23 protein-coding genes and 1 pseudogene are annotated in these 23,308 nt (G+C 66.1%); 9 read left to right on the top strand and 15 right to left on the bottom strand.

Annotation, left to right across the window (positions count from 1 at the left end):
- Nucleotides 1-4 precede the first annotated feature (4 nt).
- From K6L26_RS13875 to K6L26_RS13860, 4 genes and pseudogenes are all read left to right on the top strand, one after another.
- Nucleotides 5-2,038 (top strand): ATP-binding protein, encoded by a 2,034-nt coding sequence (locus K6L26_RS13875; protein ID WP_005061037.1) that lies wholly within the window; start codon nucleotides 5-7, stop codon nucleotides 2,036-2,038.
- Between the two features lie 54 nt (nucleotides 2,039-2,092).
- A complete protein-coding gene (locus tag K6L26_RS13870; RefSeq protein ID WP_005061035.1) occupies nucleotides 2,093-3,247 on the top strand; it encodes an acyl-CoA dehydrogenase family protein in 1,155 nt (384 codons plus the stop codon).
- Between the two features lie 26 nt (nucleotides 3,248-3,273).
- Nucleotides 3,274-4,825: pseudogene (locus K6L26_RS13865) on the top strand (acyl-CoA synthetase).
- Nucleotides 4,826-5,044: 219 nt separating this feature from the next.
- Nucleotides 5,045-5,638, top strand: coding sequence for a TetR/AcrR family transcriptional regulator (locus K6L26_RS13860; protein ID WP_005061028.1), 594 nt, complete (start codon nucleotides 5,045-5,047; stop codon nucleotides 5,636-5,638).
- On the opposite strand, the gene K6L26_RS13855 is transcribed toward K6L26_RS13860, so the two are convergent.
- The 11 genes from K6L26_RS13855 to K6L26_RS13805 all read right to left on the bottom strand — a co-directional run bounded on the left by K6L26_RS13855 (nucleotide 5,635) and on the right by K6L26_RS13805 (nucleotide 14,761).
- Nucleotides 5,635-7,359: an acyclic terpene utilization AtuA family protein gene (locus K6L26_RS13855; RefSeq protein ID WP_005061026.1), complete on the bottom strand. Its 1,725-nt coding sequence runs from the start codon at nucleotides 7,357-7,359 to the stop codon at nucleotides 5,635-5,637. The two genes, K6L26_RS13860 and K6L26_RS13855, sit on opposite strands and share 4 nt — an antisense overlap.
- Nucleotides 7,356-8,168, bottom strand: a complete 813-nt coding sequence (locus tag K6L26_RS13850; protein WP_005061024.1) for a TIGR03084 family metal-binding protein — start codon at nucleotides 8,166-8,168, stop codon at nucleotides 7,356-7,358. The genes K6L26_RS13855 and K6L26_RS13850 overlap by 4 nt, the downstream gene beginning before the upstream one ends.
- 1 nt (nucleotide 8,169) lies before the next feature.
- Nucleotides 8,170-8,937, bottom strand: coding sequence for an enoyl-CoA hydratase/isomerase family protein (locus tag K6L26_RS13845; RefSeq protein ID WP_005061022.1), 768 nt, complete (start codon nucleotides 8,935-8,937; stop codon nucleotides 8,170-8,172).
- Between the two features lie 43 nt (nucleotides 8,938-8,980).
- Nucleotides 8,981-9,451 carry a hotdog family protein gene (locus tag K6L26_RS13840; protein ID WP_005061019.1) on the bottom strand — a complete coding sequence of 157 codons (471 nt, stop codon included), beginning with the start codon at nucleotides 9,449-9,451 and terminating at the stop codon, nucleotides 8,981-8,983.
- A complete protein-coding gene (locus K6L26_RS13835; RefSeq protein WP_005061017.1) occupies nucleotides 9,448-9,939 on the bottom strand; it encodes an FAS1-like dehydratase domain-containing protein in 492 nt (163 codons plus the stop codon). The genes K6L26_RS13840 and K6L26_RS13835 overlap by 4 nt, the downstream gene beginning before the upstream one ends.
- A gap of 32 nt (nucleotides 9,940-9,971) precedes the next feature.
- Nucleotides 9,972-10,397 (bottom strand): dihydroxy-acid dehydratase, encoded by a 426-nt coding sequence (locus K6L26_RS13830; RefSeq protein ID WP_005061016.1) that lies wholly within the window; start codon nucleotides 10,395-10,397, stop codon nucleotides 9,972-9,974.
- Nucleotides 10,394-10,852, bottom strand: coding sequence for an FAS1-like dehydratase domain-containing protein (locus K6L26_RS13825; RefSeq protein ID WP_005061013.1), 459 nt, complete (start codon nucleotides 10,850-10,852; stop codon nucleotides 10,394-10,396). Before K6L26_RS13825 ends, K6L26_RS13830 begins: the two co-directional genes overlap by 4 nt.
- On the bottom strand, nucleotides 10,845-11,888 hold the full coding sequence (locus tag K6L26_RS13820; RefSeq protein WP_005061011.1) for an LLM class flavin-dependent oxidoreductase: 1,044 nt from the start codon (nucleotides 11,886-11,888) through the stop codon (nucleotides 10,845-10,847). The genes K6L26_RS13825 and K6L26_RS13820 overlap by 8 nt, the downstream gene beginning before the upstream one ends.
- Nucleotides 11,885-12,322 (bottom strand): Zn-ribbon domain-containing OB-fold protein, encoded by a 438-nt coding sequence (locus tag K6L26_RS13815; RefSeq protein WP_005061010.1) that lies wholly within the window; start codon nucleotides 12,320-12,322, stop codon nucleotides 11,885-11,887. Before K6L26_RS13815 ends, K6L26_RS13820 begins: the two co-directional genes overlap by 4 nt.
- Nucleotides 12,319-13,485, bottom strand: a complete 1,167-nt coding sequence (locus K6L26_RS13810; protein ID WP_005061005.1) for a thiolase family protein — start codon at nucleotides 13,483-13,485, stop codon at nucleotides 12,319-12,321. The genes K6L26_RS13815 and K6L26_RS13810 overlap by 4 nt, the downstream gene beginning before the upstream one ends.
- Before the next feature lie 271 nt (nucleotides 13,486-13,756).
- Nucleotides 13,757-14,761 carry a helix-turn-helix domain-containing protein gene (locus K6L26_RS13805; protein WP_005061003.1) on the bottom strand — a complete coding sequence of 335 codons (1,005 nt, stop codon included), beginning with the start codon at nucleotides 14,759-14,761 and terminating at the stop codon, nucleotides 13,757-13,759.
- A gap of 115 nt (nucleotides 14,762-14,876) precedes the next feature.
- Here K6L26_RS13805 and K6L26_RS13800 point away from each other — a divergent pair, with 115 nt between their 5' ends.
- The 3 genes from K6L26_RS13800 to K6L26_RS13790 are packed head-to-tail and all read left to right on the top strand — an operon-like array spanning nucleotide 14,877 to nucleotide 17,812.
- A complete protein-coding gene (locus tag K6L26_RS13800) occupies nucleotides 14,877-15,197 on the top strand; it encodes a 2Fe-2S iron-sulfur cluster-binding protein (protein ID WP_005061001.1) in 321 nt (106 codons plus the stop codon).
- Nucleotides 15,198-15,227: 30 nt separating this feature from the next.
- A complete protein-coding gene (locus K6L26_RS13795; RefSeq protein ID WP_005061000.1) occupies nucleotides 15,228-16,616 on the top strand; it encodes a cytochrome P450 in 1,389 nt (462 codons plus the stop codon).
- A complete protein-coding gene (locus tag K6L26_RS13790) occupies nucleotides 16,613-17,812 on the top strand; it encodes an NAD(P)/FAD-dependent oxidoreductase (RefSeq protein ID WP_005060998.1) in 1,200 nt (399 codons plus the stop codon). The genes K6L26_RS13795 and K6L26_RS13790 overlap by 4 nt, the downstream gene beginning before the upstream one ends.
- A gap of 83 nt (nucleotides 17,813-17,895) precedes the next feature.
- Here the strand turns inward: K6L26_RS13790 and K6L26_RS13785 are convergent, their stop codons facing one another.
- From K6L26_RS13785 to K6L26_RS13770, 4 genes are all read right to left on the bottom strand, one after another.
- On the bottom strand, nucleotides 17,896-18,477 hold the full coding sequence (locus tag K6L26_RS13785; RefSeq protein ID WP_005119754.1) for a TetR/AcrR family transcriptional regulator: 582 nt from the start codon (nucleotides 18,475-18,477) through the stop codon (nucleotides 17,896-17,898).
- A 90-nt stretch (nucleotides 18,478-18,567) separates the two neighbouring features.
- The gene (locus K6L26_RS13780; RefSeq protein ID WP_005060993.1) at nucleotides 18,568-19,479 is read right to left on the bottom strand and encodes an alpha/beta fold hydrolase; all 912 of its coding nucleotides are present in this window, start codon (nucleotides 19,477-19,479) and stop codon (nucleotides 18,568-18,570) included.
- Entirely contained in the window at nucleotides 19,479-19,916 is a 438-nt protein-coding gene (locus K6L26_RS13775; RefSeq protein ID WP_005060992.1) for a PaaI family thioesterase, read from the bottom strand. Before K6L26_RS13775 ends, K6L26_RS13780 begins: the two co-directional genes overlap by 1 nt.
- Before the next feature lie 45 nt (nucleotides 19,917-19,961).
- On the bottom strand, nucleotides 19,962-20,525 hold the full coding sequence (locus tag K6L26_RS13770; RefSeq protein WP_074351707.1) for a TetR/AcrR family transcriptional regulator: 564 nt from the start codon (nucleotides 20,523-20,525) through the stop codon (nucleotides 19,962-19,964).
- A 168-nt stretch (nucleotides 20,526-20,693) separates the two neighbouring features.
- On the opposite strand from K6L26_RS13770, the gene K6L26_RS13765 reads away from it, so the two are divergent.
- A complete protein-coding gene (locus K6L26_RS13765) occupies nucleotides 20,694-22,187 on the top strand; it encodes an acetyl-CoA acetyltransferase (RefSeq protein ID WP_005119751.1) in 1,494 nt (497 codons plus the stop codon).
- Nucleotides 22,184-23,284: a zinc-dependent alcohol dehydrogenase gene (locus K6L26_RS13760; protein ID WP_005060986.1), complete on the top strand. Its 1,101-nt coding sequence runs from the start codon at nucleotides 22,184-22,186 to the stop codon at nucleotides 23,282-23,284. Before K6L26_RS13765 ends, K6L26_RS13760 begins: the two co-directional genes overlap by 4 nt.
- The last annotated feature ends 24 nt before the right edge of the window (nucleotides 23,285-23,308 follow it).

Raw genomic sequence — 23,308 nt, 5'->3', positions numbered from 1 at the left:
GGCGATGCCCAAGATCCGCAAGGTCCTGGTCGCCAACCGTGGCGAGATCGCGCTGCGGGTGTTCCGCACTTGCCGCGATCTCGGGATCGCCACCGTCGCGGTCTATTCCGACGCCGACGCCGACGCGTGGCACGTCGCCGACGCCGACGAGGCCGTGCACCTTCCCGGCTCGTCTGCCGCCGAGACCTACCTCGACATCCACCGGATCATCGCCGCTGCCTCGCTCACCGGCGCGGACGCAGTACACCCCGGCTACGGCTTCCTTTCGGAAAACGCCGGGTTCGCGCGCGCCTGTGCCGCCGCCGACCTCGTCTTCATCGGTCCGCCGCCCGGGGCGATCGACGCGATGGGCTCGAAGCTGCAGGCCAAGAAGACGATGTCCGACGCGGGGGTGCCTGTGCTGCCCGGTGGCGACACGACGGGGCTATCGGCCGAGCAGCTGGCGAAGCTGGCCGCCGACGTCGGCTACCCCGTGCTGGTCAAGGCCAGCGCTGGCGGCGGTGGCCGAGGCATGCGCATTGTCGCGTCGCCGGACGAGCTCGACGAAGCGGTCACCTCCGCTTCGCGTGAGGCCGCCGCAGCGTTCGCCGACGGCACCGTCTTCCTCGAGCGTTACGTCCAGCGCCCACGCCACGTCGAGATCCAGATCATGGCCGACACGCACGGAAACGTCGTCTCTCTGTTCGAGCGCGAGTGCTCCGTGCAGCGTCGACACCAGAAGGTGATCGAGGAGGCGCCGTCACCGGTCGTCGACGACGCGTTGCGCGCTCGGATGAGCGAGGCCGCCATCGCCGCCGCGCGCGCCGTCGGCTACGTAGGCGCCGGGACGGTCGAGTTCGTCTACGACGCCGCTCAGGATGGCAAAGCCGACTCCTTCGCCTTCCTCGAGATGAACACCCGGCTGCAGGTCGAGCACCCGGTTACCGAGCTGATCACCGGCCTCGACCTGGTGCGTGCCCAGCTGCTCGTAGCCATGGGCCGCCCGCTGCCTGAGGAGATGCACAACCCGCGAATTCGCGGTCACGCGGTCGAGGCCCGTCTGTGCGCCGAGGATCCGGCCGATGACTACCGGCCCTGTACCGGCACCCTGCGCACCTTGGATGTCCCGGCGCTTGCCGGCGTGCGGGTTGACTCGGGTTTTCGTGCCGGTTCGGTCATCAGTCATTACTACGATTCGCTGCTGGCCAAGGTCATCGCGTGGGCACCAACGCGCGACGAGGCACTTGCCAGCCTCTCGGCGGCGCTAGCCGGCGCCCGTATTCACGGCGTGACCACCAATCGCAACCTGCTTGTTCGCGTCCTGCGCCATGACGAGTTCGCCGGGCGGGGCACCGACACTGGGTTCCTTGACCGACACGACGTCGCCCAACTCGGCGCTGCCCTCCCAGACACGCAGTCCGAGCGCCTGCACGCCGTCGCGGCGACCGTGGCCGGGGTGGCCGCGCGGCGTGCCGTCGCAACTCTGCAGGCCACGTTGCCCGCCGGCTGGCGCAACAACCCTTCGCAGCCGCAGACCACAACCTGGCAGACCCAGGGTGGGCGCGAAGTGCGCGTCGGGTACACGTTAGGTTCGACAGGGACCTGCCTGCAGGTCGACGACGAGCCGTTGGCCGACGTCGAGGTTGTCGAGGGCAGTAGCGAGCGGGTGGTGCTGCGCGTCGACGGGGTGCGCCGCACTTATGATGTCGTCCTCGACGGCGATGTTGCCCACCTCGACTCGGTCGCCGGCTACTCCGCCCTGCGGCTGGCGCCACGCTTCGTCGACCCGAGCACTCTGAACCCGCCCGGGTCGCTCACCGCGCCGATGCCGGGTTCGGTGGTCCGACTGCCAGTCGCCGAGGGCGAGACGGTCTCGGCGGGCCAAACCCTTGTCGTCCTGGAGACGATGAAGATGGAGCACACCGTCGCGAGCCCGATTGACGGGGTGCTGAACGCCCTGCCGGTCCAGGTCGGCCATCAGGTCTCGAGCGGTGACGTCCTCGCCGTGGTCGAGGCGGTGGACGGCGGTGAAGTGGCGTCGGACGCCACCGAGCTCTAATCAACCCGGCGCGCTCCCGATCGGTGGCGCGTCGATACCGATGTGAGGAGTGTCATGGAATTGCACGAGACAGCGGAACGTCAGGACCTGCGCAAGGCGGTCGCCGAGATCGCCAAGGACTTCGGACACGAGTACTACCTGGAAAAGTCGCTGGCCGGCGCGAAAAGCACCGAGCTGTGGCAGGCCGTGGGCAAACAGGGCTTCCTCGGGGTGAACCTTTCCGAGCAGTACGGCGGCGGCGGCGGCGGCATCTACGACATGCAGATCGTCGGTGAGGAGCTCGCCGCGGCGGGCTGCCCGCTGCTGATGACCGTCGTCTCGCCGACCATCTGCGGCACGATCATCCAGGCATTCGGCAGTGAGGAACTCAAGCAGCAGTGGCTGCCGGGCATCGCCAGCGGCGAGACGATCATGGCATTCGCGATCACCGAGCCGGACGCGGGCTCGAACTCGCACAACATCTCCACGACCGCGAAACGCGACGGCGACGACTGGGTCATCAACGGCACCAAGTACTACATTTCTGGTGTCGACGAAGCCGAAGCGATCCTGGTCGTCACCCGAACGTCTACCAACGACAGTGGTCGCGGACTACTCAGCTTGCTCGTCGTGCCCACCGATGTCCGCGGGCTCACCAAGTCACTCATCCCGGTGCAGGCGGTCACTCCAGAGAAGCAGTTCACTCTATTCTTCGATGACGTCCGCGTGCCGGCCGCCAACCTTATCGGCGCGGAGAACGAGGGCCTGCGCCAGGTCTTCATGGGCCTGAACCCGGAGCGAATCATGGGGGCGGCGCTCGGCAACGGCATCGGTCGCTACGCGCTGGATAAAGCCGCCGATTACGCCCGCAACCGCCACGTGTGGGGAGCGCCGATCGGCTCGCACCAGGGCGTATCGCACCCGCTCGCCCACGCCAAGATCCAGGTTGAGCTGGCCCGGTTGATGACTCAGCGTGCCGCCGCCCTGCACGACGCCGGCGATCCGGGGTCGGGTGAGGCGTCGAACATGGCGAAATATGCCGCAGCCGAGGCGGGCATCCTGGCGCTCGACCAGGCGATTCAGACCCACGGCGGCAACGGCATGGCCACCGAGTACGGCCTCGCCACGTTGTGGGGTCCGGCCCGGCTCATGCGCACCGCGCCGATCAGCCGCGAAATGATCCTCAACTTCGTGGCGCAGCACAGCCTGAAACTGCCCGCGTCCTACTGAGTCGCCGCGGAATGAAAGGGAATCGCATGAAACTCGGCATCGGTCAGTGGGTGACCCGGCGCGCCTTCCTCAACGGCGGGCGCACCGCGTTGATCAGCAACGGCGCGCACATCACCTACGCCGACCTCGATCGGCGCACCAACCAGGTCGCCGCCGCACTCATCGCCCTCGGCGTGCGCAAGGGCGATCGGGTCGCGATGCTGCTGGTCAATTCGACCGAGTTCATCGAGGTGCTGCTGGGCTGCGCCAAAATGGGCGCACTTGCAGTTCCGCTCAACGTGCGCCTTGCCGGACCCGAGATCGGCTACATCCTGGCCGACTCAGGCGCCGATGTTCTGGTCTTCCACGAGCCGTTCGCCGCGCAGGCCAGGAGCGCCGTCACCGAGTCCGGAGTCCGCGTGCGCCATGTCGTGCGCGCCGGTGGGGTGCCGGCGCCGGGCGAGCTCGGCTACGAAGACGTCGTCTCGGGCGCCGCGCTCGAACCGCTCAACGGTGACGTCGACGGCAGCGACCCCGCGTTCATCATGTACACGTCGGGGACGACGGGCCGACCCAAGGGCGCGATCCTCACCCACGACAACCTGCTATGGAACGCGATCAACGTCCTCGGCACCGACATCGGCCTGCGGGGCGAGGACGTCACCGTCGCGGTGGCGCCGATGTTCCACATCGGCGGGCTGGGAGTACACACCCTGCCGCTGCTCTACGTCGGCGGCACCAGCGTCATCATGCCGTCCTTCGAGCCGCGAGCTACGCTGCAGGCGATGGCCGACCACCACGTCACGGTTCAGTTCATGGTGCCGGCCATGTGGACCGCTCTCACACAGGTGTCCGACTTCGACTCCTTCAACCTGTCTGCGCTGCGTTTCGCCATGGGCGGCGGGTCGCCCGTCCCTCTCACGGTCATCGACTTCATGCGCGAGCGAGGCGTGCCCTTCACCGAGGGCTTCGGCATGACCGAGACCGCTCCCCTGGTGACCGTCCTAGACGCCGAGAACATCAGCAAGCGGGCCGGGTCGATCGGCCGCGTCGCAATGCATGTCGACGCCCGCATCGTCGACGACGACGACCGCGACGTCGCGACCGACACCGTGGGCGAACTGATCGTGCGCGGCCCGAATGTGTTCACCGGCTACTGGATGAAGGCCGAGGCGAGCGCCGAGGCGTTACGCGGGGGCTGGTTCCACACGGGCGACCTCGGGCGCATGGACGCCGAGGGCTTCATCACCCTCGTCGACCGCAAGAAGGACATGATCATCTCCGGCGGCGAGAACGTCTACCCGATCGAGGTCGAGCAAGTTCTCTTCCGCCACCCGGCGGTACTCGACGCCGCCGTGATCGGCGGCAAGGACTCAAAGTGGGGCGAACGCGTCGTCGCGATCGTCGTCGCCGACCCGGCAACACAGGCACCGAGCGCCGAGGAGATCGTGGCGTGGTGCCGGGAGCGGCTGGCGCACTTCAAGTGTCCGCGTGACGTGCACTTCGTCGCCGAACTGCCGCGCAACGCCACCGGCAAGCTGCTCAAGACCGAGCGGCGCGCAGTTCACGGGCATCGAGGGCGGAGTCGTTTTGCGCTGAGTCGTGCCGCTGCACATCGCGGGTTCGAAGCAGGGCCCCTAAATCATGAACTGAGAAGAGGATGCGACAGCATCGGCGGGGGCTAGCGGTTTCGTTCACCTCCCTTGATTTGGTGCGGCGGGTGCCGACGCAGGCAACCCCAGCGCCGGTAGGATCCCAGCCCGGCCCAGCGGATCGGACGGCGAACAACGTAACCACAAATCGACAGGAGGCCTGAAAGTGGCCGGTTTGCGCCGCAAACTGCTCCTCGAGGCCGCCGCCGACCTGTTCGCGCGGCAAGGCTTTCACGCCGTGGGCATCGACGACATCGGTGCCGCAGCAGGGGTGAGCGGGCCGGCCGTCTACCGGCACTTTCAGAACAAGGACGCGATCCTGCGCGAGTTATGCGACGCCGCCATGACTGAGCTGCTGGCTGGCGCCCGGCGCGCCACCAACGCCGGCACACCGACGGAGGTCCTGCACGCCCTTGTCGACCTACACGCGGCCTTCGGCGCGCGACGACGCGGCCTGTTGGCCGTCTACGCCCGCGAGCACCGCTCGCTGTCGCCGCTGGCGACCCGTGCCCTGCGACGCCGACAGCACAGGTACGAGTCCTTCTGGGTCGACGCGCTCGTACGAGCACGGGGCGATCTGGACCGTGAGCGCGCACAGGGCCTGGTTGCCGCCGTGCTGTCATTGCTCAACGCGTCCGCGTACATGCCGGCGTCGCTGGACGACGCGACGATTGAGGCGATGCTGGCCGCCGCGGCCGTTGCGGCGCTGTTCAGCGGCGCGGTTACACAGCAGGTAGACGGCGCCCCGCACCGGATTTAGTGTGTGACGAGCAGCGACTGGGGAATGTCCACCATGCGGGACCGCACATATTCCCCGAGCCCCTTGGCCTGCGCGTCCGGCCGGGTCGAGGAGGCCACTCCGTCACCGAGCAAGCCGTGCACCACCACGTTGAGGGCGCGCAAGTTCGGCAGTTCGAAGCGCTCGATGGGCAGGTGCGCCGTCTCCGGCCCGAGCAGTGTGCGCAGCCGCTCGACGCTGAAGTAGTCGCGCGCCCACGCGTACCCAGGGTCATCCCGTGCCCACAGGCCGAGGTTAGCGTTGCCGCCCTTGTCTCCGGACCGCGCGCCGAGTACCGACCCGAGCGGCGCACGACGTGTCGGCCCGGACGGCACCGGCAGCTTCGCGGGCGGGGCAATCCCAGCCGGCGGGACGGCACCGGTCGGCGGGTCGGGGATCTCGTGCCGTGTGCCGTCGGCGTCGACCAGTACGTGCGTGAGGGCCGAGCGCGCAACGTAGGCCGGCCGGTAGATGCCGAAGGCGGTCTCCGAGGACGGTGGCGTGGTGGTGTGGAAGCCGGCGAAACCGGCCAGGGCGATCTCCATGACCCCGCCGGAGAATGCTCGGCCCACCTTGCGCGGGTCGGCGTCCTTGACCGTCACACGCAGGTGCGCGCAGGCTTGCTCGTTCGTCGGTGCATCGGAGACGTCGAAACGCAACAGCCTCACGTCGACTTCGTCGAAGGCGTCGCGTCCGCCGAGAACGTCGAAGAGCTGCTGTTCGGCGAAGGCCGCCTTGGCCTCGATGTCGAGGCCGGTGAGCACCATGGTCATCGTGTTACGGAAGCCGCCCACCTCATTCAACGCCACCTTCAACGTGTCCGGCGGCGGACTGCCTTTCGTACCGCTGATCGCGACGCGGTGCTCATCCTGTTGAGCCAGCCGGATGGTGTCGAAGTGGGCGACGACGTCGGGGCCGAGGTAGGCAGGTTCAGCGATCTCGTAGAGCAGCTGGGCGGTGACCGTGCCGACTGAGACCAATCCTCCCGTGCCGGGATGCTTCGTGATCACCGAAGAGCCGTCCTCGGCGACCTCGGCGATCGGAAACCCCGGGTAGCGGCGGTCGGTGATCTCGTCGAGGAACGCGTAGTTGCCGCCTGTCGCCTGAGGGCCGCACTCGATCACGTGCCCGGCGACGACCGCGCCCGCGAGCCGATCCCAGTCCTCGGGCGCCCAGCTGTGCCACCAGGCGGCTGGACCGACCACCAGGGATGCGTCGGTGACCCGGCCGGTCACGACGACGTCGGCGCCCGAACGCAGCGCCTCGGTGATGCCCCAGGCGCCGAGGTAGGCGTTGGCCGATACCGGTTTGATGTCGCCGACGGGCGGCGTGATTGCGTGGAGGCCGCCACGTAGGTCGTCGCCCTCGACGTGCGCGACGCGCGCGGTGAGGCCGAGACGTGCGGACAGCTCGCGCAACGCGGCGGCCAAGCCGGCGGGATTGAGCCCGCCCGCGTTCGCGACGACCTTGATGCCACGATCGAGACAGGTGCCCAGCACCTGTTCCATTTGGGTGAGGAAAGTCCGCGCGTACCCGCCGGACGGGTCTTTGGCCTGGGCCTTGGCCAGGATGAGCATGGTCAGCTCGGCCAAATAGTCACCGCACAGGACATCGATCGGACCGCCCTCGACCATCTCGCGGGCTGCGGCGATGCGGTCGCCGTAAAAGCCGGAGCAGTTGCCGATGCGGACCGGGACGCTCACCGCTGCCCCCCTGCGAACTGGCCCGCCACGCGCCCGCCGCCAGGGGGCCCCGCGAAGGCCTGGGCGATCGCGAGCCACTGGTCGGCCAGCGGTCCGTCGGCGACCAAAGCGGTGTCGTCGCGGTGGCGGCGTTGGGTCACCAACAGGCAAAAGTCCAGCGCCGGCCCGCTCACGCGGTTGGCGGCGTCGGCTGGCCCCCACGTCCAGACGCTGCCGTCCGGAGCGGTCAGCTCGACGCGTACCGGGTCCGCGGGGAGGTCCAGACCGTTGGCCAGGTAGCTGAAAGCGCGCGCACCCACCCCGATGTGGGCCACGTGCCGCAGCCGTGCCGTGGCCTCGCGGGTCGCGCCGAGCGCGTCGACGATGTCCTGGCCGTGCGCCCAGGTCTCCATGAGTCGCGCTGTCAGCGACGAGACCGCGCTCATCGGCGGCCCGAACCACGGCAGGCGGGTCGCCGGGGCAATGTCCGCGAACGCCGCAACGAGGGCTGCACGCGACGTGTCGAACCACGCGAGCAGGTCGGCAGCCGGCATTTGACGGTAGCGCTCAGCGATGACGTCGGGTGAGATGCTTCCGTCGGCCATCATCGGCAGGTAGTCGCTGCTGAAACCGTCGGGGTCGGTGGCCGAGCGCACCGCCACGTCGTCGAAGAACGCCAGATGGCTGATCTGGTCGCGGATCGCCCAGCCCACGGCCGGAGTCGGCGCGTCCCAGCCGCGCGGACCTTCGGGCAGCGGTGCGATGAGTTCGCGCAACGCGGCCGTTTCGGCTTCGATGTCGACGATTACCGACTGCATGGTCACCGCCATGTCAGCGTCCCTTCCACTGTGGTGCGCGCTTCTCGCGGAACGCCGTAGGGCCTTCCTGCGCGTCGTCGCTCAGATAGACCGGCTCCCATATCTCGTCGGCCAGGTCGTAGGCGGCGGCGAGGGGGTGCTGTGCCGAGAGGTACACGGTGCGCTTGGACGCAAGCACCGATAGCGGTGCGTTCGCGGCGATGCTGAGCGCCAACTGCTGGGTACGCTCGCGCAACTGATCGGCTGGCACCACCTCGTTGACCAAGCCGACCTGGTGGGCGCGCTCGGCGGTGATCGGCTCGCCGGTCAGCAGGATCTGCATGGCGATGCGCGGAGGCACCAGCCAGGACAGGGGTGCCGCCCAGGGCGACCCGCGGCCGACTTTGACCTCGCTGACGGCGAAGGTCGCGTGTTCGGCAGCCACGACCAGGTCGCACTGCTGCGCGAGCAGGAAGCCCCCGGCGAAAGCGACACCGTTGACGGCCGCGATCGTCGGCTTCGCGACATCGATGTTGCGGCCGAACTGCGGAGCGAAGTCCTTCGGCGGAACCTTGAGCGCGTTGTGCGCCATCTCCTTCAAGTCCCCGCCGGCACAGAACGCCTTATCGCCCACGCCGGTGAGGACGAGCACCTTCGCCGCGTCGTCGTCATTGAAGCGGCGTACCGCGTCGAAAAGCCCCGTGCGCACAGCGTTGTTCAGCGCGTTGCGCGCCTCGGGCCGGTTGATCGTCAGCCAGGCCACGCTGTCGACGACCTCGTAGCGAATCGGTTGCTCGGCCACCGAGCCTCCGTCCCTCACCGTCGCCTCGCATGTGAGTGGCAGTTCACCCCGGCACCTCGACAAACGGGTCGGCCAGCTCAACGGTGGCTTCACTCGGCACGCACGGACCAGCTTCGCTCGAGACGAGCAACTCGAGGTCGACGAGGCGCCGTCCGCCATCGTCGCGTTTGGCCACGACCTTGCCGCTCAGGGTCGCGGTCTGGCCCGGGTAGATCGACCGGATCATTGAGATTCTGCGGCGCCGGATGAGTGCGTCGGGTCCGGCCCATTCGTTGAGGCCGCGGTCGATGAAGCCATGGAAGAAGAGGGTTGACAGGTAGATCGTGCGCTGGCCCTGGCTGCGCGCGTAGTCGGGGTCGTGGTGACCGGGGAACCAGTCCCATGTCGAAGCCGCGTTCATGCAGATGCGCTTGTAGCTGATGTCGATCGAGACGGGCGTCAGGGTGTCGCCGACGGCGATGTCCTCGAACCGCACGGGGACGCGGACCATGCTGTGCTCGGCGGAGTCGTTCATGATGCGCCGTCACTATCGGCAGTGTCGTATCGGAAGAGCACGTTGGTGTTGCGGCCGATGACCTCACCGTGCTGGTCGGAGAAGGTGCTCACCGTGGTGATGAACACGCCGGTGCCCACCCGCGTCGTCTTCGGCTCGGAGATCGAGGCGATCTCCTCCACGATCGACACGTGATCGCCTACCCGGGGCCGGCGTTCGAACTCCGTCGTCGTCGAGGCGTTGATGATGTGGTGGCCCGGCAACGGGACGCTGAGCGCGAACATCATGTCGGCACGCGCTAGGTACCCGGGCACCCACTGCGGCGCGAAGCCGAGGCTCATCAGCAGCCCGGGCGGGCAGTCCTCACCCTCCCAGTAACGGGGGTTCGCGTCCTCGACGAGCGAGCAGTAGTACAACACCATCGAGCGGTCGATCGGGAACCACGCATGCCGCGGTTCGGAGCGATGACCGACCCACGCCCGGCCTTCGTCGAAGGTCCCGAACGTCATCCCGAGGCCGGTGACGTCGCTCGTTGGCGCGCTCACCGGGCCACCTGCACGACGGCGCTCCCCTTTATCGCGGGTTCGCCGGTCTGGCGCGTGACCACGAGTTCGAGGTCTGCCACCTGGTGCCCTCCGGCCTCGCGCACGCCGGTGACCCTGCCGCCGAAGCTGAGCAGGTCACCGGGCCATACCTGACCAGTGAACCGGATGCGGAACGAGCGGATGTTGGCCAGCCCCACCCAGGCGGTCAGCCGCTGCGCGAGCACACCGCCGTGCAGCAGTCCCATACCGAACACACCGGGCATGCCGGCCGCGCGGGCGAACTCCTCGTCGTGGTGGATCGGGTTGAAGTCGCCGCCGGAGCCGGCGTAGCGGACGATGTGCGAGCGCGTCAGCGGGCCGAACTGTGAGCTCGGCATCTCGTCGCCGATGGCCAACGCCACCGGCGCGGGGGATGTCGTCATTGGGTGGAGCCTCCGGTTTCGATCAAGACGTCGGTCTGGCGCACGACGAGTTCGTCGCGCTGGTTGGTGAAGTCGGTCTCGATCGTCACGATTGTCATGGTGCCGCCGCGCTTGCCCTCGCGGCTGGTCACGTTCGACACCCGACGAGTCTCGGTGAGCTCGTCGCCGACGAACACCGGCGCGAAATACTCCCAGCCGCACTCACCGTGCAGTACGCGTCGCAGGTCGAGCCCGAGGGCGCCGAACATATCGTCGTCGGCGCGCCAGTGAGCCGAGGAGACTACGAAGGTCGGAGGAGCGGGGATCGCGCCGAAGCCGGCGGCGCGGGCGGCCGCGACGTCCTGGTAGACCGGGTCGCGGTCGCCGAGCGAAAGTGCGAACTCGCGCACTTTGGACCGGTCGACGGGAAACGTGGTCCTCCCGAGTTGCGTCCCGATGAGCGATGCGTCAGCCACTCTGGTCACCTTTCCCGCCGGCGAAGGCCGGCGCACAATCGCGAATGAGGCTGCCGAGGTTCTCGGCGATGCGCTCGGGCGCGAGGCCAATCGAGGGTGAGTAGAGAACGATGTGGTCCAGCACGCCCTCGTAGCGGCGCAGCCCTTCTCGGACCTCGGCGGCGGTGCCGGCCACCGCCATCGCGTCGATCATGTCGTCGGTGACCGCGGCGAACATGGCCGGCAGGTCACGCCGCGCGAACGCGTCGCGGATGGCCGCTCCCTGCCTGGCGAAACCGCTGACGTCGAGCACGTGCTCGTAGGTCTTCACCGAGGAGTAGAACGCGATCTGCTGCGCGGCCTCACGACGTGCGATCTGTGGGTCGTCGTGCACCGCGCAGATGACCATTGAGACGATCTCAATGTCGGCGGGATCGCGTCCGGCCCGCTCCGCACCGCGCACGACGGCTGGGCGGGCGACCTCCTCGACGTAGTTCGTGGTGAACAGCGGATGACCAGCCAACCCGTCGGCTACGCGCCCTGCCACCTCGCACATCCGCGGACGCACGCCCGCGGTGATGATCGGGATCGCTCGCTTCGGCGGCGCGACGTCGCCGGTTGGGACGAGATTCATCCGGTAGAAGCGCCCCTCATGGCGCACGGGGCCCTCGTGCAGGTTCCAGATCCGACGCACGAGCGGGACCAGCTCCTCCATGCGCAGAGCGGGAGCGGAGGTGTCCTCCACGCCGTGCCAGTCGCTCATCATGCGGCGTGTGCCGTTGCCGAGCCCGAGTACGACGCGCCCGCCTGAAAGCTCGTCGAGGTCACGCGCCTCGGTGGCGAGCACGAGCGGGCTGCGCCCGACGCCATACAGGATCGACGACCCGATGCGGCAGCGCTTTGTGCGCGCGGCCATCGCGGCCATCGAGATCGAGCCGGAGCGCGAGTAGAACTCCGAGGCCCAGGCGGCGTCGAAGCCGGCGAGGTCGGTAGCCTCGGCGGTCTCGACAAGGGTGGCCAAGTCCGCGCCGAGCACCGAGACCCCGTACGTGCTCACGACGCCGCCGGCCTGAATCGGACCAGCCCAAGGTCCTCGTTCACCCGCTCGAACACTGCGCGCACTCTTGCGCCGATCGCAACTTCATCGGGGGCCACGCCCTCGAGACTGGCCAACAACTGCGGCCCCTCGTCCAGACGAACGAGCACGACGACGTACGGCTCGCTGCGCGGGAACGAGTCCCACGGGGGGCGGTACACCGGCGCGAAACTGACGATCTCACCAGTACCCGCCGCGGTCTCCCAGGCCAACTCACCGTCATGGCAGACGGGACACACCAGCCGCGGGTAGAGGAACGGGTGGCCGTTCGCGCACCGCTGGAAGACGAGTACGCCGCGGGCCGCTGCTGCGAAGTAGGGACGGTTGACATCGGTCAGCGGCGGCAGCGCCTCAGGATCGTGCAAACCGTCGAGCGAACTCGAAGCTGCGGTCATGACGCTCCCTCCATCACCATGCTGACGTGACTGCACAGCATCGAGCCGTAGCTGTGCACGAACGCGGTGTCCGCCCCGAAGACCTGACGGCCCTCGGCGCGACCGGACAACTGCCAATAACCCTCGAGGATCTGCGAAATGCCAGAGGAGGTCCCGGTGTGCCCGAACCGGATCAGGCCGCCGTCAGTGTTCACCGGAAGGTCGCCGCCCGGATCGGCGCGGCCGTCACGGTAGAAATCGCCTGCCCCGCCGGGCTTCACGAAGCCCGCCTCCTCCAGGATCATCGCCGGGTTTGAGGCGAAGGCGTCGTAGAGCAAGGCGATGTCGATGTCGGCCGGCGCCCGTCCGGAGCGCTCGAAGGCCATCGGACCAGAACGGGCGGCCCCGGTACGACCGGGGCGGGCCAGCGAGGTCAGGAAGCCGTGGGTGTGACCCTCTCCAAACCCGAGCAGGTGTACCGGCCGGTGTTTGCCCTGGCGGGCCCGGCGGGCCGAGCCCAGCACGAGCGCGCCACCGCCCTCGCAGGGAATCGAGCAGTGGTAGAAGTGGAACGGCCCGGCGATCGGTCGGGACGCCAGCACGTCCTCCACGCTCAGGCGTTGCGAGCGGTGCGCGATCGCCGCGGGGTTCAGCGCCGCCCAGCGGTCCTGCGACGCGGTGACCTCGGCGATGTCCGCCTTGCCCTGTCCTGTCTCGTGCATCCATGCCTGCGCGATCAAGCCGTAGAGCGCCGGCACGGACGGTCCGTAGGGCATCTCGAACGCGTGGTCACACACCAGCGCCATCAGTTCGCGCCCGCCATCGCGTATCGGCGGAAACTTGCCCGCCGACACGACCAGCACCGTCTCGGCCTCGCCTCGGGCGATGACGTTACTCGCCATGCGCGTCATGGCCAGATGGGTCCCGCCGCCAAGCTGACAGGTCATCTGAAGTTTCAGGTTGTGCAGCCCGAGATAGTCCATGAGGTCCTCGGACAGGAAGACCGAGCCCTCGTTCGTCATCGGCCCAGCGCACACGAGACCGTCGACCTCGTCTGGGGCCACCCCTGCGTCGGCGAGAGCCGCGACCGCGGCGCGCACATGCAATTCAGTGGAGGTGTTCGGAACGTTTCTTCCTGGAGTGAGTTCGGCGGCACCAATGATGGCCGGCTGGTCGTGTGACATCCGGGCTCCTCTCGACCACGCGTTCAACGCCGACCCCGACGTGAACGACGGTTAGCATAGCGTGCCCGGCGGTCCGAGTCACCCCCGCCCCTAGCGCGGTATGAAAAATCTGGAAAATCGTTGCGGCTCTTCCCAAGACGGTGCCGGGATGACCAGAACCCGCGCCGCTCGTGTCGTTTCTCGACCCTGTCCACGTGACAGATGCGGCCGATCGTGGAGCCCGCCGGTTCCGATGGGCGCCCAGCACACGCCAGGACGGATCTATGCGCGCTCAGTCGCGCGTTCTTCTGAAGTGGCGCGGTGAACGACCGGTCCACCGTTTGAAGGCATGTGTGAAGTTCGTGAGGTCCGCGTACCCGAGTTCTGCCGCGATCTCGCTCACAGACACCGATCTGTCGAGAAGTCGCAGAATTGCTCGCTCCTGCAAGAACGACTGACGTAATTCGCGAAAGGTGGTCCCCTCTTCGCGCAGGCGCCGCTTCAGCGTGCTCGGGGATATCGAGAGCTCGCCCGCCGTCCGGCTGATGTTCGTTTGTCCGGGATCTTTCTCCAGCAGGTCTCTAACTTTTTCGGAGAACGATGCGTCACGTCGTTGATCGAGAGTTCGCTGCAAATCGGTGACGGCAATCCGATACGCCACAGGATCGGTGAATCGACAGACCTCTTCGAGTGTAGCCGCGGGAACGTGGATGAACGAGCTGGGGGCGTCGAAGAAGATCCGACCCGCCAACACTTCGTCATGAAGAACCCACGACTCCGGCGCTGAATGACTCAGATGCAGTTCAATATTCGGTACGGCACCCGCAAGCATGTCGAGCAGACGCAGCAGCGCCAGCCCACCGTAGGTGACGGCCAGGCAGTTCAGGGCCGCGTCACCGGTGCGACCGGTGAGCCCGATCGTCAGGCCGCGTTCCGTCGAATGGAACGACGGGCTGAGGGCTGTGGTGATCACCGGCAGATAAGCGAGCAACTCGACAACCTCGGCTACCGAGCCCGCACTGACCAAGGGAACACTGAGTGCCCCAAAGGACGTCAGTTTGGCGTGTTCAGCGAACGCGAAACCCAGACGGGTTCCCTGATCACAATCGAAATCGGAATATATCTCCCTGAACCACCGTAAGGGGACCTGTGCGTCGCGGCCCACCAACATCGACTCGGTGACGTGCTCGCGAACCATGATGCTGCGCAGCGCAATGCTGGCGTCATGCCCCAGCGCCTCACTGTCCAGCATCTGCAGGAAAGCCAGCGCTGGCATACCCGAGTCGTCGAGTTTCACGTGCCTCCCTGCGCGTGAGCTAAAAACACAACTCTTTGACTCTTGCGAGCCTAGCGACGCTGGTCACGCGCGACAAAACTCGTTAGGAGAAGTTCCAGATTGAGGAGAGTCAACCATGGCAGTCGTCACCTTCGTCTCTCATGACGGCGAGAAGTACGAAGCCCCCTTGACCGAAGGGCAGTCCTTGATGCAGATCGCGGTCAATAACGCGGTGCCCGGCATCGACGGCGATTGCGGAGGGGAAGCCGCATGCGGAACATGCCACGTGATCGTCGCTCCCGAGTGGTCGGACACGGTGGGACTCTGCGGCGCCAACGAAGAGGAGATGCTCGCGATGAACCCCGAGCGTCAGCCGACGTCGAGGCTGTCCTGCCAGATGGCCGCCTCCGAGGCATGGGATGGCATGACGGTCGAGCTACCTGAGTTCCAGCTCTGAAACAACGTCATGGATTTGGAGGAAACAATAATGAGTATTCCCGCGGCAGTGGCCGCCAAAGCCCAGTCTGCCGTGCCTCTGGAGCTGCAAATCCGCGGCGCACACCTCTACGACAAGACACGTCGGTGGGTAACCGGAACCAATGGTAAGAAGATCTTCACCGAGACGCCCATTCCTCCGGTCGAGGACGTCGATATCGCCGACATCGATCTCAGCAACCCGTTCCTCTACCGCCAAGGCCGCTGGAAGTCCTACTTCGAACGCGTGCGCAACGAGGCGCCGGTGCATTACCAGGCTCGCAGTCCGTTCGGCCCGTTCTGGTCGGTGACCCGCCACGCGGACATCATCGCCGTCGACAAGAACCACGAAGCTTTCTCCGCAGAGCCGTTCATCATCATCGGGAGACCGCCTCGTTTTATGGACATCGCCATGTTCATCGCGATGGATCCGCCACAACACGACTTGCAGCGCGCTTCCGTCCAAGGGGTTGTCGCGCCGAAGAACCTGCGCGAGATGGAGGGGCTGATCCGCTCGCGTGTCCAGGAAGTGCTGGACGATCTACCGGTGGATCAGCCGTTCAATTGGGTGCACCACGTCTCCATCGAACTGACAGCGCGCATGCTCGCGACCCTGCTGGACTACCCGTACGAGCAGCGGCACAAGCTCGTGGAATGGTCGGACCTCGCCACCTCCATGGAGCAAGCCAATGGTGGTCCTTCCGACAACGACAGAGTGTTTCGTGGCATGGTCGACATGGCGAAGGGGCTCAGCGCTCTCTGGCATGACAAGGCGGCCCGTACCGCCAACGGGGAGCGACCGGGCTTCGATCTGATCACGATGCTGCAGGCCAACGAGGACACCAAGGATCTCATCGACCGCCCGATGGAATTCCTCGGCAATTTGGTATTGCTGATCGTCGGGGGAAACGACACGACTCGCAACTCGATGAGCGGAGGGGTACTCGCCTTGAACCAGTTCCCCGATCAGTTCGAGAAGTTGAAGGCGAACCCTGACCTGATTCCCAACATGGTGTCCGAGATCATTCGCTGGCAGACCCCGTTGGCGTACATGCGCCGAGTCGCGAAAAAAGACATCATGTTGAACGGGCAATTCATCCGCAAGGGCGACAAGGTCGTGATGTGGTACGCCTCTGGTAACCGCGATGAGCGTGTCTTCGAGCGGGCCGATGAGTTGATCATCGATAGGAGCAACGCCCGCAATCACATCTCGTTCGGGTTCGGCGTGCACAGGTGCATGGGAAACCGACTTGCTGAGTTGCAGCTTCGAATCCTGTGGGAGGAATTGCTCCCTCGCTTTGAGAACATCGAGGTTGTCGGCGAACCCGAGTATGTGCAATCGAATTTCGTCAGGGGTATCAGCAAGCTGATGGTTCGCCTCACTCCCAGGCCGAGTGCATGACTCCCGAACGAGCAGTGATCGTCGGCGCGAGCCACGCCGGCGCGCAGTTGGCAGCTAATCTTCGAAGGGAGGGGTGGTCTGGGGAGGTCGTGCTCATCGGCGACGAGAGGGGACTACCCTACCACCGGCCTCCGTTGTCGAAGGGATACCTGGCCGGCAAGAACGGCCTCGACGACCTCCTGATTCGCGGCGCTGATTTCTACGAAAAGCAGCACATTCGACTCTTGAATGCGACCGTGGAGGCGATCCACCGGAGTGCCAAGCGTGTGTCTCTGAGCACCGGCGACACGCTGACGTACACCAAGCTCGCGTTGTGCACCGGCGCAAGGGCCAGACGACTCCCCACACCAGGGGTGGATCTTCGCGGAATTCACTACCTGCGTACCGCTGCAGACGTCGAGTTGATCCGTGCCGCCGCCACACCGGGTCGGAGGGTTGTGATCGTGGGCGGCGGTTACATCGGGTTGGAAACGGCGGCCTCGCTGTGTTCGCTCGGCATGAACGTCACCGTCCTCGAGGCAACCGAGCGTGTACTCGAACGGGTCACCGCGCCGGAGGTTTCCGCGTTTTACACCCGAATCCACCGCGGCGAGGGAGTGGAGATCCGAACACACGCCCTCGTCGAAGCCTTCTCCGGTAACGGTGGGGTGCAGGAGGTCGTGCTGGCTGACGGCGAATCGATCCCCGCCGACTTGGTCATTGTCGGCGTCGGCGTGGTGCCGAATACCGAGCTCGCCTCGGCCGCAGGATTATCCGTCGACAACGGCATCGTGATCGACGACCAGGCCCGCACCAGCGACCCCGACATCGTGGCCGCCGGCGACTGCACCAGCCACACCATGGCTCGATACGGCTGGCGTATTCGTTTGGAATCCGTATCGAGCGCCGGCGAGCAGGCCAAGATCGCTGCGGCGACGATCTGCGGAAAACACAGCGCAATCGCTGCGCTTCCGTGGTTCTGGTCCGACCAGTACGATCTCAAACTCCAGATTGCCGGTCTCAACGCCGGATACGACGAAGTGTTGCTCAGTGGTGACCCGTCGCGTGAGCGTGACTTCAGCTGCTTCTACTTCCGCGAGGGCGAACTCATCGCCGCCGACTGCGTCAATCGTCCGCGCGATTTCATGTCCAGTAAGCGGGCCATCAGCCAGCAACTTCGGGTCGACCGCTCAGACCTCCTCGCCGGCTCGATCTGACATGTTGCGACAGCGGCAAACCATGCGCTCGGAACTCAGAGACTATGCCGTCGGCTCGATGCATAGTCGCGAAAGCTTGCTGATCACAAACTGTGGACAACCCCCAGGTACCTAAGTGCTACGCGGGAGATCCGCTCACCAGTGGTGGCAATGTCCGCAGCTGGGAGTACAACATGGCTCACTGTCAGTCGCACCAGAACATCTGCGACGTCCTCGACGTCTTCGGGGTCGAGATCGGCGAAGTGGTCGTTAAACCACGTGGTCAGAGCCCCGGAGCAGAGCTGAAGCAGGGAAGCCGAGGTCGGCAGAAGAGGAAGGACCCCCGTAGACGACGAGCCACCGCCATCATTCCCCGAGGGGTTGGATGTCAGAACTGCCTTGAGGAGCGGGCTGTCTTCTGCTTCAGAGAGGGTGAACTGCACCGCTGCGGTGATGCCGCCCTGCACATCGCCCACATGTTCGGCAAGGACGGCACGAATGCCTTCCAGGAAGCGCTGGCCCTCTGACACCACAAGCGCGTCACCGAGCCCCTGTTTGTCGCCGAACTCTTTGTACAACGTCGGGCGGGAGACGCCGACCGATTCGGCAACCTCGCTCATCCGGACCTGATCCCAGCCCTTCTCGATGGTGAGTTCTCGTGTCGCCCTGAGAACCTGGTCACGCACATGTCGGCGGAACGACATCCGCACGGGTTCAGCTGGCATAGGAGCAGGATAGGCGCCATCCCTACACGGACAGTCAACCGACACCAGGGTTCATATCGTCCCGTCGAGAAAGTCGACAACCGCCGTCGAGAACACGTCGTTGTTGTCGCCGGCGACCATGTGGCCCGCGCCCGACACGTCGACGGTTTGCGCGTGCGGAACCAAGGTGAGGAAATCCTTCACTGTCTCTTCGGAGACGATGTCAGATAGCAGGCCTCGGACCAGCAGCGTCGGCGCGGATACCCGGCGGGCGCCATCGACGAGGATTGCGCTCATCATCTCGAAGTCCTCTGCGCCTTCGTCTGGATCGCCCTGCAGAAACTGGAAATTCGACGTCACGAAGGCTGGATCCCATCGCCAAACCCAGCGACCGTCTTCGCGACGTTGGAGGACTTTTCGGAGGCCGTTGAGGTTGTCGGGGCGGGGGCGGTGCGGGTTGTGGGCGGCGATCACGTCAGCGGCCGATTCTAGGCTGTCGAAACCTTCGGGGTGTGCCGACATGAACGCTACGACTCGTCGGGCGCCGTCCATCTCCATTCGCGGAGTGACGTCAACCAGCACAACGGCCTGCCATAGGTCCGGCGGGGCGAGCAAGTGTGTTCCGAGAATGGTCAAGCCGCCCAGAGATGCGCCGATCGCGGCGACGGGGCGGCCGGAACCGGCGTATGAGCGCACGGCCAACAGGTCGGATCCAAGCCGGTCCATGTCATAGCGTCCGTCAGGGGCCCAGTCGCTGTCCCCGTGTCCCCTGGTGTCGTACGCGGCAACCGTGTAGCCCCGCTGGTGCAGGCGTTGGGCGGTGACATCCCAGGCGTGCCGGCTTTGACCTCCGCCGTGAAGGAGCAACACGACCGCCCGCGGCGCGTCACAGCGGTAGAGGTCGACGGCCAGCGACAGCCCGTCGGCCGTGGGCACCCGCTCGACGACAGGGGCCGACGAATCACTTGCTCTGTGTGCAGGCATCAGGAGTTCGTCTTCGGTGCGACGACGGTGACAGTGCCCTGGGCCGCACACACCGCTCTGCCGTCGTTACAGATGTCGATCCGCGCCACACCGCTGGTTCTGCCCAGCGCGATGATCTCAGCTGTGGCTACACAGGTGCCGCTGGAGACCGGACGAAGCAGATTCAGTTTGAACTCCGTTGTCGCGACCCAGGATCCCATTGGAATCACGGGATAAAACACCACTCCGAGGCAGTGGTCGACCATGGCCGATAAGCAGCCCCCATGCAGGTTGCCGAAAGGCGTCTTCAGGTCGTCGCGTGCGTCCATCTCCGCGACGAGACGTCCCGCAGTGAATTCCGTGTGGCGGAAGCCGAGGTAACCGGCCAACCCGCCCGTGGCTTCTGCTGCGCTCTTTAGTTGCTCGGCGACCTCTTCGTTGAACGCGGTGAATTGCACAGGCCCTCCTAACTCATCTGCTGTCGAGACATTACGCCATAGTTGTCACACCGGTCGACGGTGGTCACTTGCCAGGATCGCCGGAAGGAGAAACCTCGACAGAAACGCCCGGAGTCCGTCACGACTGCGCTCCCGCGGCCCCCGAACAGTCAGCAGGCTCAGTATCGTGCGGACAACCCACTCGGCGGCGTCGTCGACGGAGACGCCCGGTTCCACGCAACTCCAGTGTCTGGTGAAGATGGGACGCAGAAATTCGGTGACGATTTCGAAGAGGGACGTCGAGGTCCCCGCCGCGAGACCCACGCCGGCGAGTTCCTCGTCGCTGCCGAACAACAATCCGATGATCTCTTCGCGGCGCGCGGCCTCAATCGTGTATTCCACGAAATCGACGAGCGCGGAGCCCAGGTCGGCGTGCGCCGCGATCCGCGGGCTGATGCGGTCGAGATAGCGCCCGGCGGCGCGAAGGATGACGCCCGACATCACCGCCTCCCGACTGGGGAAGTAGCGATACACCGTTGCCCTGGACACACCCGCTGTTCTGCCGATGTCCTCCATGGTCGTGCCCACCACACCGCAACTCTCGAGGCACCGCTCGGCAGCATCGAGCAACCTGTCGCGAGCGGACCCACGATCTGTCGGCGCGGCGGCGCCCCATCTCAACAACCTCGTCGCCACACAGCCAGTATGCCGCGAGCGCGCACCATTGTGACTTGCTCACGCACATGACACCATCGCAGTTATGTCTCAAGTCAGCCCCGTGGCCCTGAGCGGGCGCCGGTGTCGGTAGAAGCGCGTACCCCGGTGGTCGTCGGCGTGGGCGACGTCACCCATCGCGGGGACGACTTCGTGGACCCGATCGACTTGGCGGTGGAGGCCGCACGCCGCGCGGTCAGAGACGCAGGTCGCGCGGTCGAGCGGCGCATCGACACCGTCGCGACTCCCGGCATCCTGGTCATCCCGCGCGACAATCCCGCCAGCAGGATCGCCGAAGCGATGCGCATCGGTCCCGCCCGCCGCATCAGCTGTCCGGTCGGCGGAAACACCCCGCAGTATCTCGTCGAGGTGTTGGGTGGCGAAATAGCCAAGGGTCGCGCAGATGTCGTCCTGGTCGTCGGGGCGGAGAGCGGGCATTCCGCGCGCAAGCTCCAGGGCGGGGGACTTCTCAACTCGCCGCCCCCGCCCCGCTCCGGCGACGAATCCCTGGGCGACGCCCGCCCCGGGCTGAGTCAAGCCGAACTATCGGTGGGTCTGAGTTGGCCGCACGAGGTGTATCCCATCTTCGAGTCCGCGATCGCCGCGCGCCACGGCCGCGACTTCGATGCTCAACGGGAGTGGCTGGGCACGCTGATGGCACCGTTCACAGCCGAGGCGGCACGCCATCCCCAGCAGGCTTGGTTCCCACGCACACGAAGTGCCACCGAACTCAGCGAAGTCACCGCGGAAAACCGCATGGTCTGCTTGCCCTACCCCAAGCTGCTCAACAGCATCATGTCCGTCGACATGGCTGCAGCCTTCATCCTCATGGCGGCCGAGGTAGCGGACGAATTGGGCGTCGGGCGCGATCGTTGGGTCTTTCCCTGGTCAGCAGCGACTTGCAACGACGTGTACTTCCCCGTGGAACGGCCGGACCTCAGTCGCTCATCGGGTATCGAGGTAGCGGCACGCAAGGCTCTCAATGCGGGCGGGTTGACCACCGACGACATTCGGTGGTTCGACCTCTACTCCTGCTTCCCGTCGGCAATTCAGATGGCTGCCGAGGCTCTCGACGTGGACCCCCTCGACGAGAGAGGCCTCACAGTAACCGGAGGGCTGCCTTATCACGGCGGCCCTGGTAACAATTACGTCAGCCACTCGATCGTTGAGATGGTCCGACGGTGCAGACGCGACCCCACCGATGCCGGACTCGTCACCGGCCTCGGGTGGTATTCGACGAAGCATTCGGTCGGTGTGTGGTCGGCCTCCCCGCCGCCAGCCGGATGGCGGCTGATCGACACGGCAGTCGAACAGGCTCACATCGATTCGTCGCGGCTGGCCGTCGCGGGCGTCGGCGAGGCGACCGGTCGCGCGACAGTGGACGGATACACGGTTGTCTACGACCGAGACGGGCGACCTCGATGGACTCCGATCATCGCGCACCTGTCCGACGGGCGAAGAGTTGTCGCACGCAGTGACGATCCGCAGATTGCCGAGGCGATGGGCGGGGAAATGTACGTCGGTAAAACGGTGTGCCTCCGAAACACAGGGTCGTTCACCGGATTCGAGCTTTCATGATCGCCGAGGCGATGGTGCTGACCGGACCGCAGAATCTGGAGCGACGCCGGATCACCATTCCCGACGTCGGCGACCGGGGTGCGATACTGCGAGTTGAAGCATGTGGTCTGTGCGGGACGGATCACGAACAATTCACCGGACACCTGCCTGCCAGCTTCTCATTCGTTCCAGGTCACGAAATCGTCGGCATCGTCGAACACGTCGGCACTGCGGCCAGCCAACGCTGGGGTGTACAAGCCGGCCAGCGCGTGGCCGTCGAGGTGTTCCGGTCCTGCCGAGACTGCCCCGAGTGCCGCCGCGGCGAATACCGGCGGTGTGCGGCGAACGGCATCGCCACCATGTTCGGGTTCGTCGACGTGCAGATCGGCGCGGGCTTATGGGGCGGATACGCCACCCATGTGGAGCTTCCGTGGGACGCGATGCTGCTCCCGATTGCCGAGGACATGGATCCCGTTCTCGCCACGTTGTTCAACCCTCTCGGGGCCGGTATCCAATGGGGGGCCACTCTTCCCGACACCAAGGCCGGGGACGTCGTAGCGATCCTGGGGCCCGGCATCCGCGGAGTCTGCGCGGCCGTGGCGGCCAAAGAGGCGGGAGCCGCTTTCGTCGCGATGACCGGCGTCGGCCCACGCGACGAACAACGACTGGCCATAGCCAGATCATTCGGTGTCGACCTGCCCATCGATGTATCGCAGCACAACACAGTGACAGCGCTCCAGCGTGAAACAGGCGGACGGCTTGCCGACGTGGTCGTCGACGTCACCGCCAAAGCACCCTCCGCATTCGCCGATGCCGTCGACCTTGCCAGACCCGGCGGCACAGTCGTGGTGGCCGGCACCCGCGGGCGAGGCGGCGCGCCCCGGTTTGAACCAGACTTGTTGGTATATAAAGAATTACACGTCGTAGGCGCACTCGGCGTGGAGTATCCCGCCTACCGGGCAGCCCTCGAGATCCTCGCTGAAGGCCGCTGGCCGTTCGACCGCATCACCAGAGAATCAACCGGATTCGCTGGGCTCGCGCCGCTGCTCACTTCGCTTGCAGACGAAAATGCCCGAACGAGCGCGGCGCTGCACAACGTCTTCTTGCCCACGCCCTGACGGCATGCAGAGGTTCAACAGAGA

This window comes from Mycobacterium farcinogenes, assembly GCF_019739075.1.
GTDB classification, from domain to species: domain Bacteria; phylum Actinomycetota; class Actinomycetes; order Mycobacteriales; family Mycobacteriaceae; genus Mycobacterium; species Mycobacterium senegalense.
This window is presented reverse-complemented; position numbering and strand designations above follow the sequence as displayed.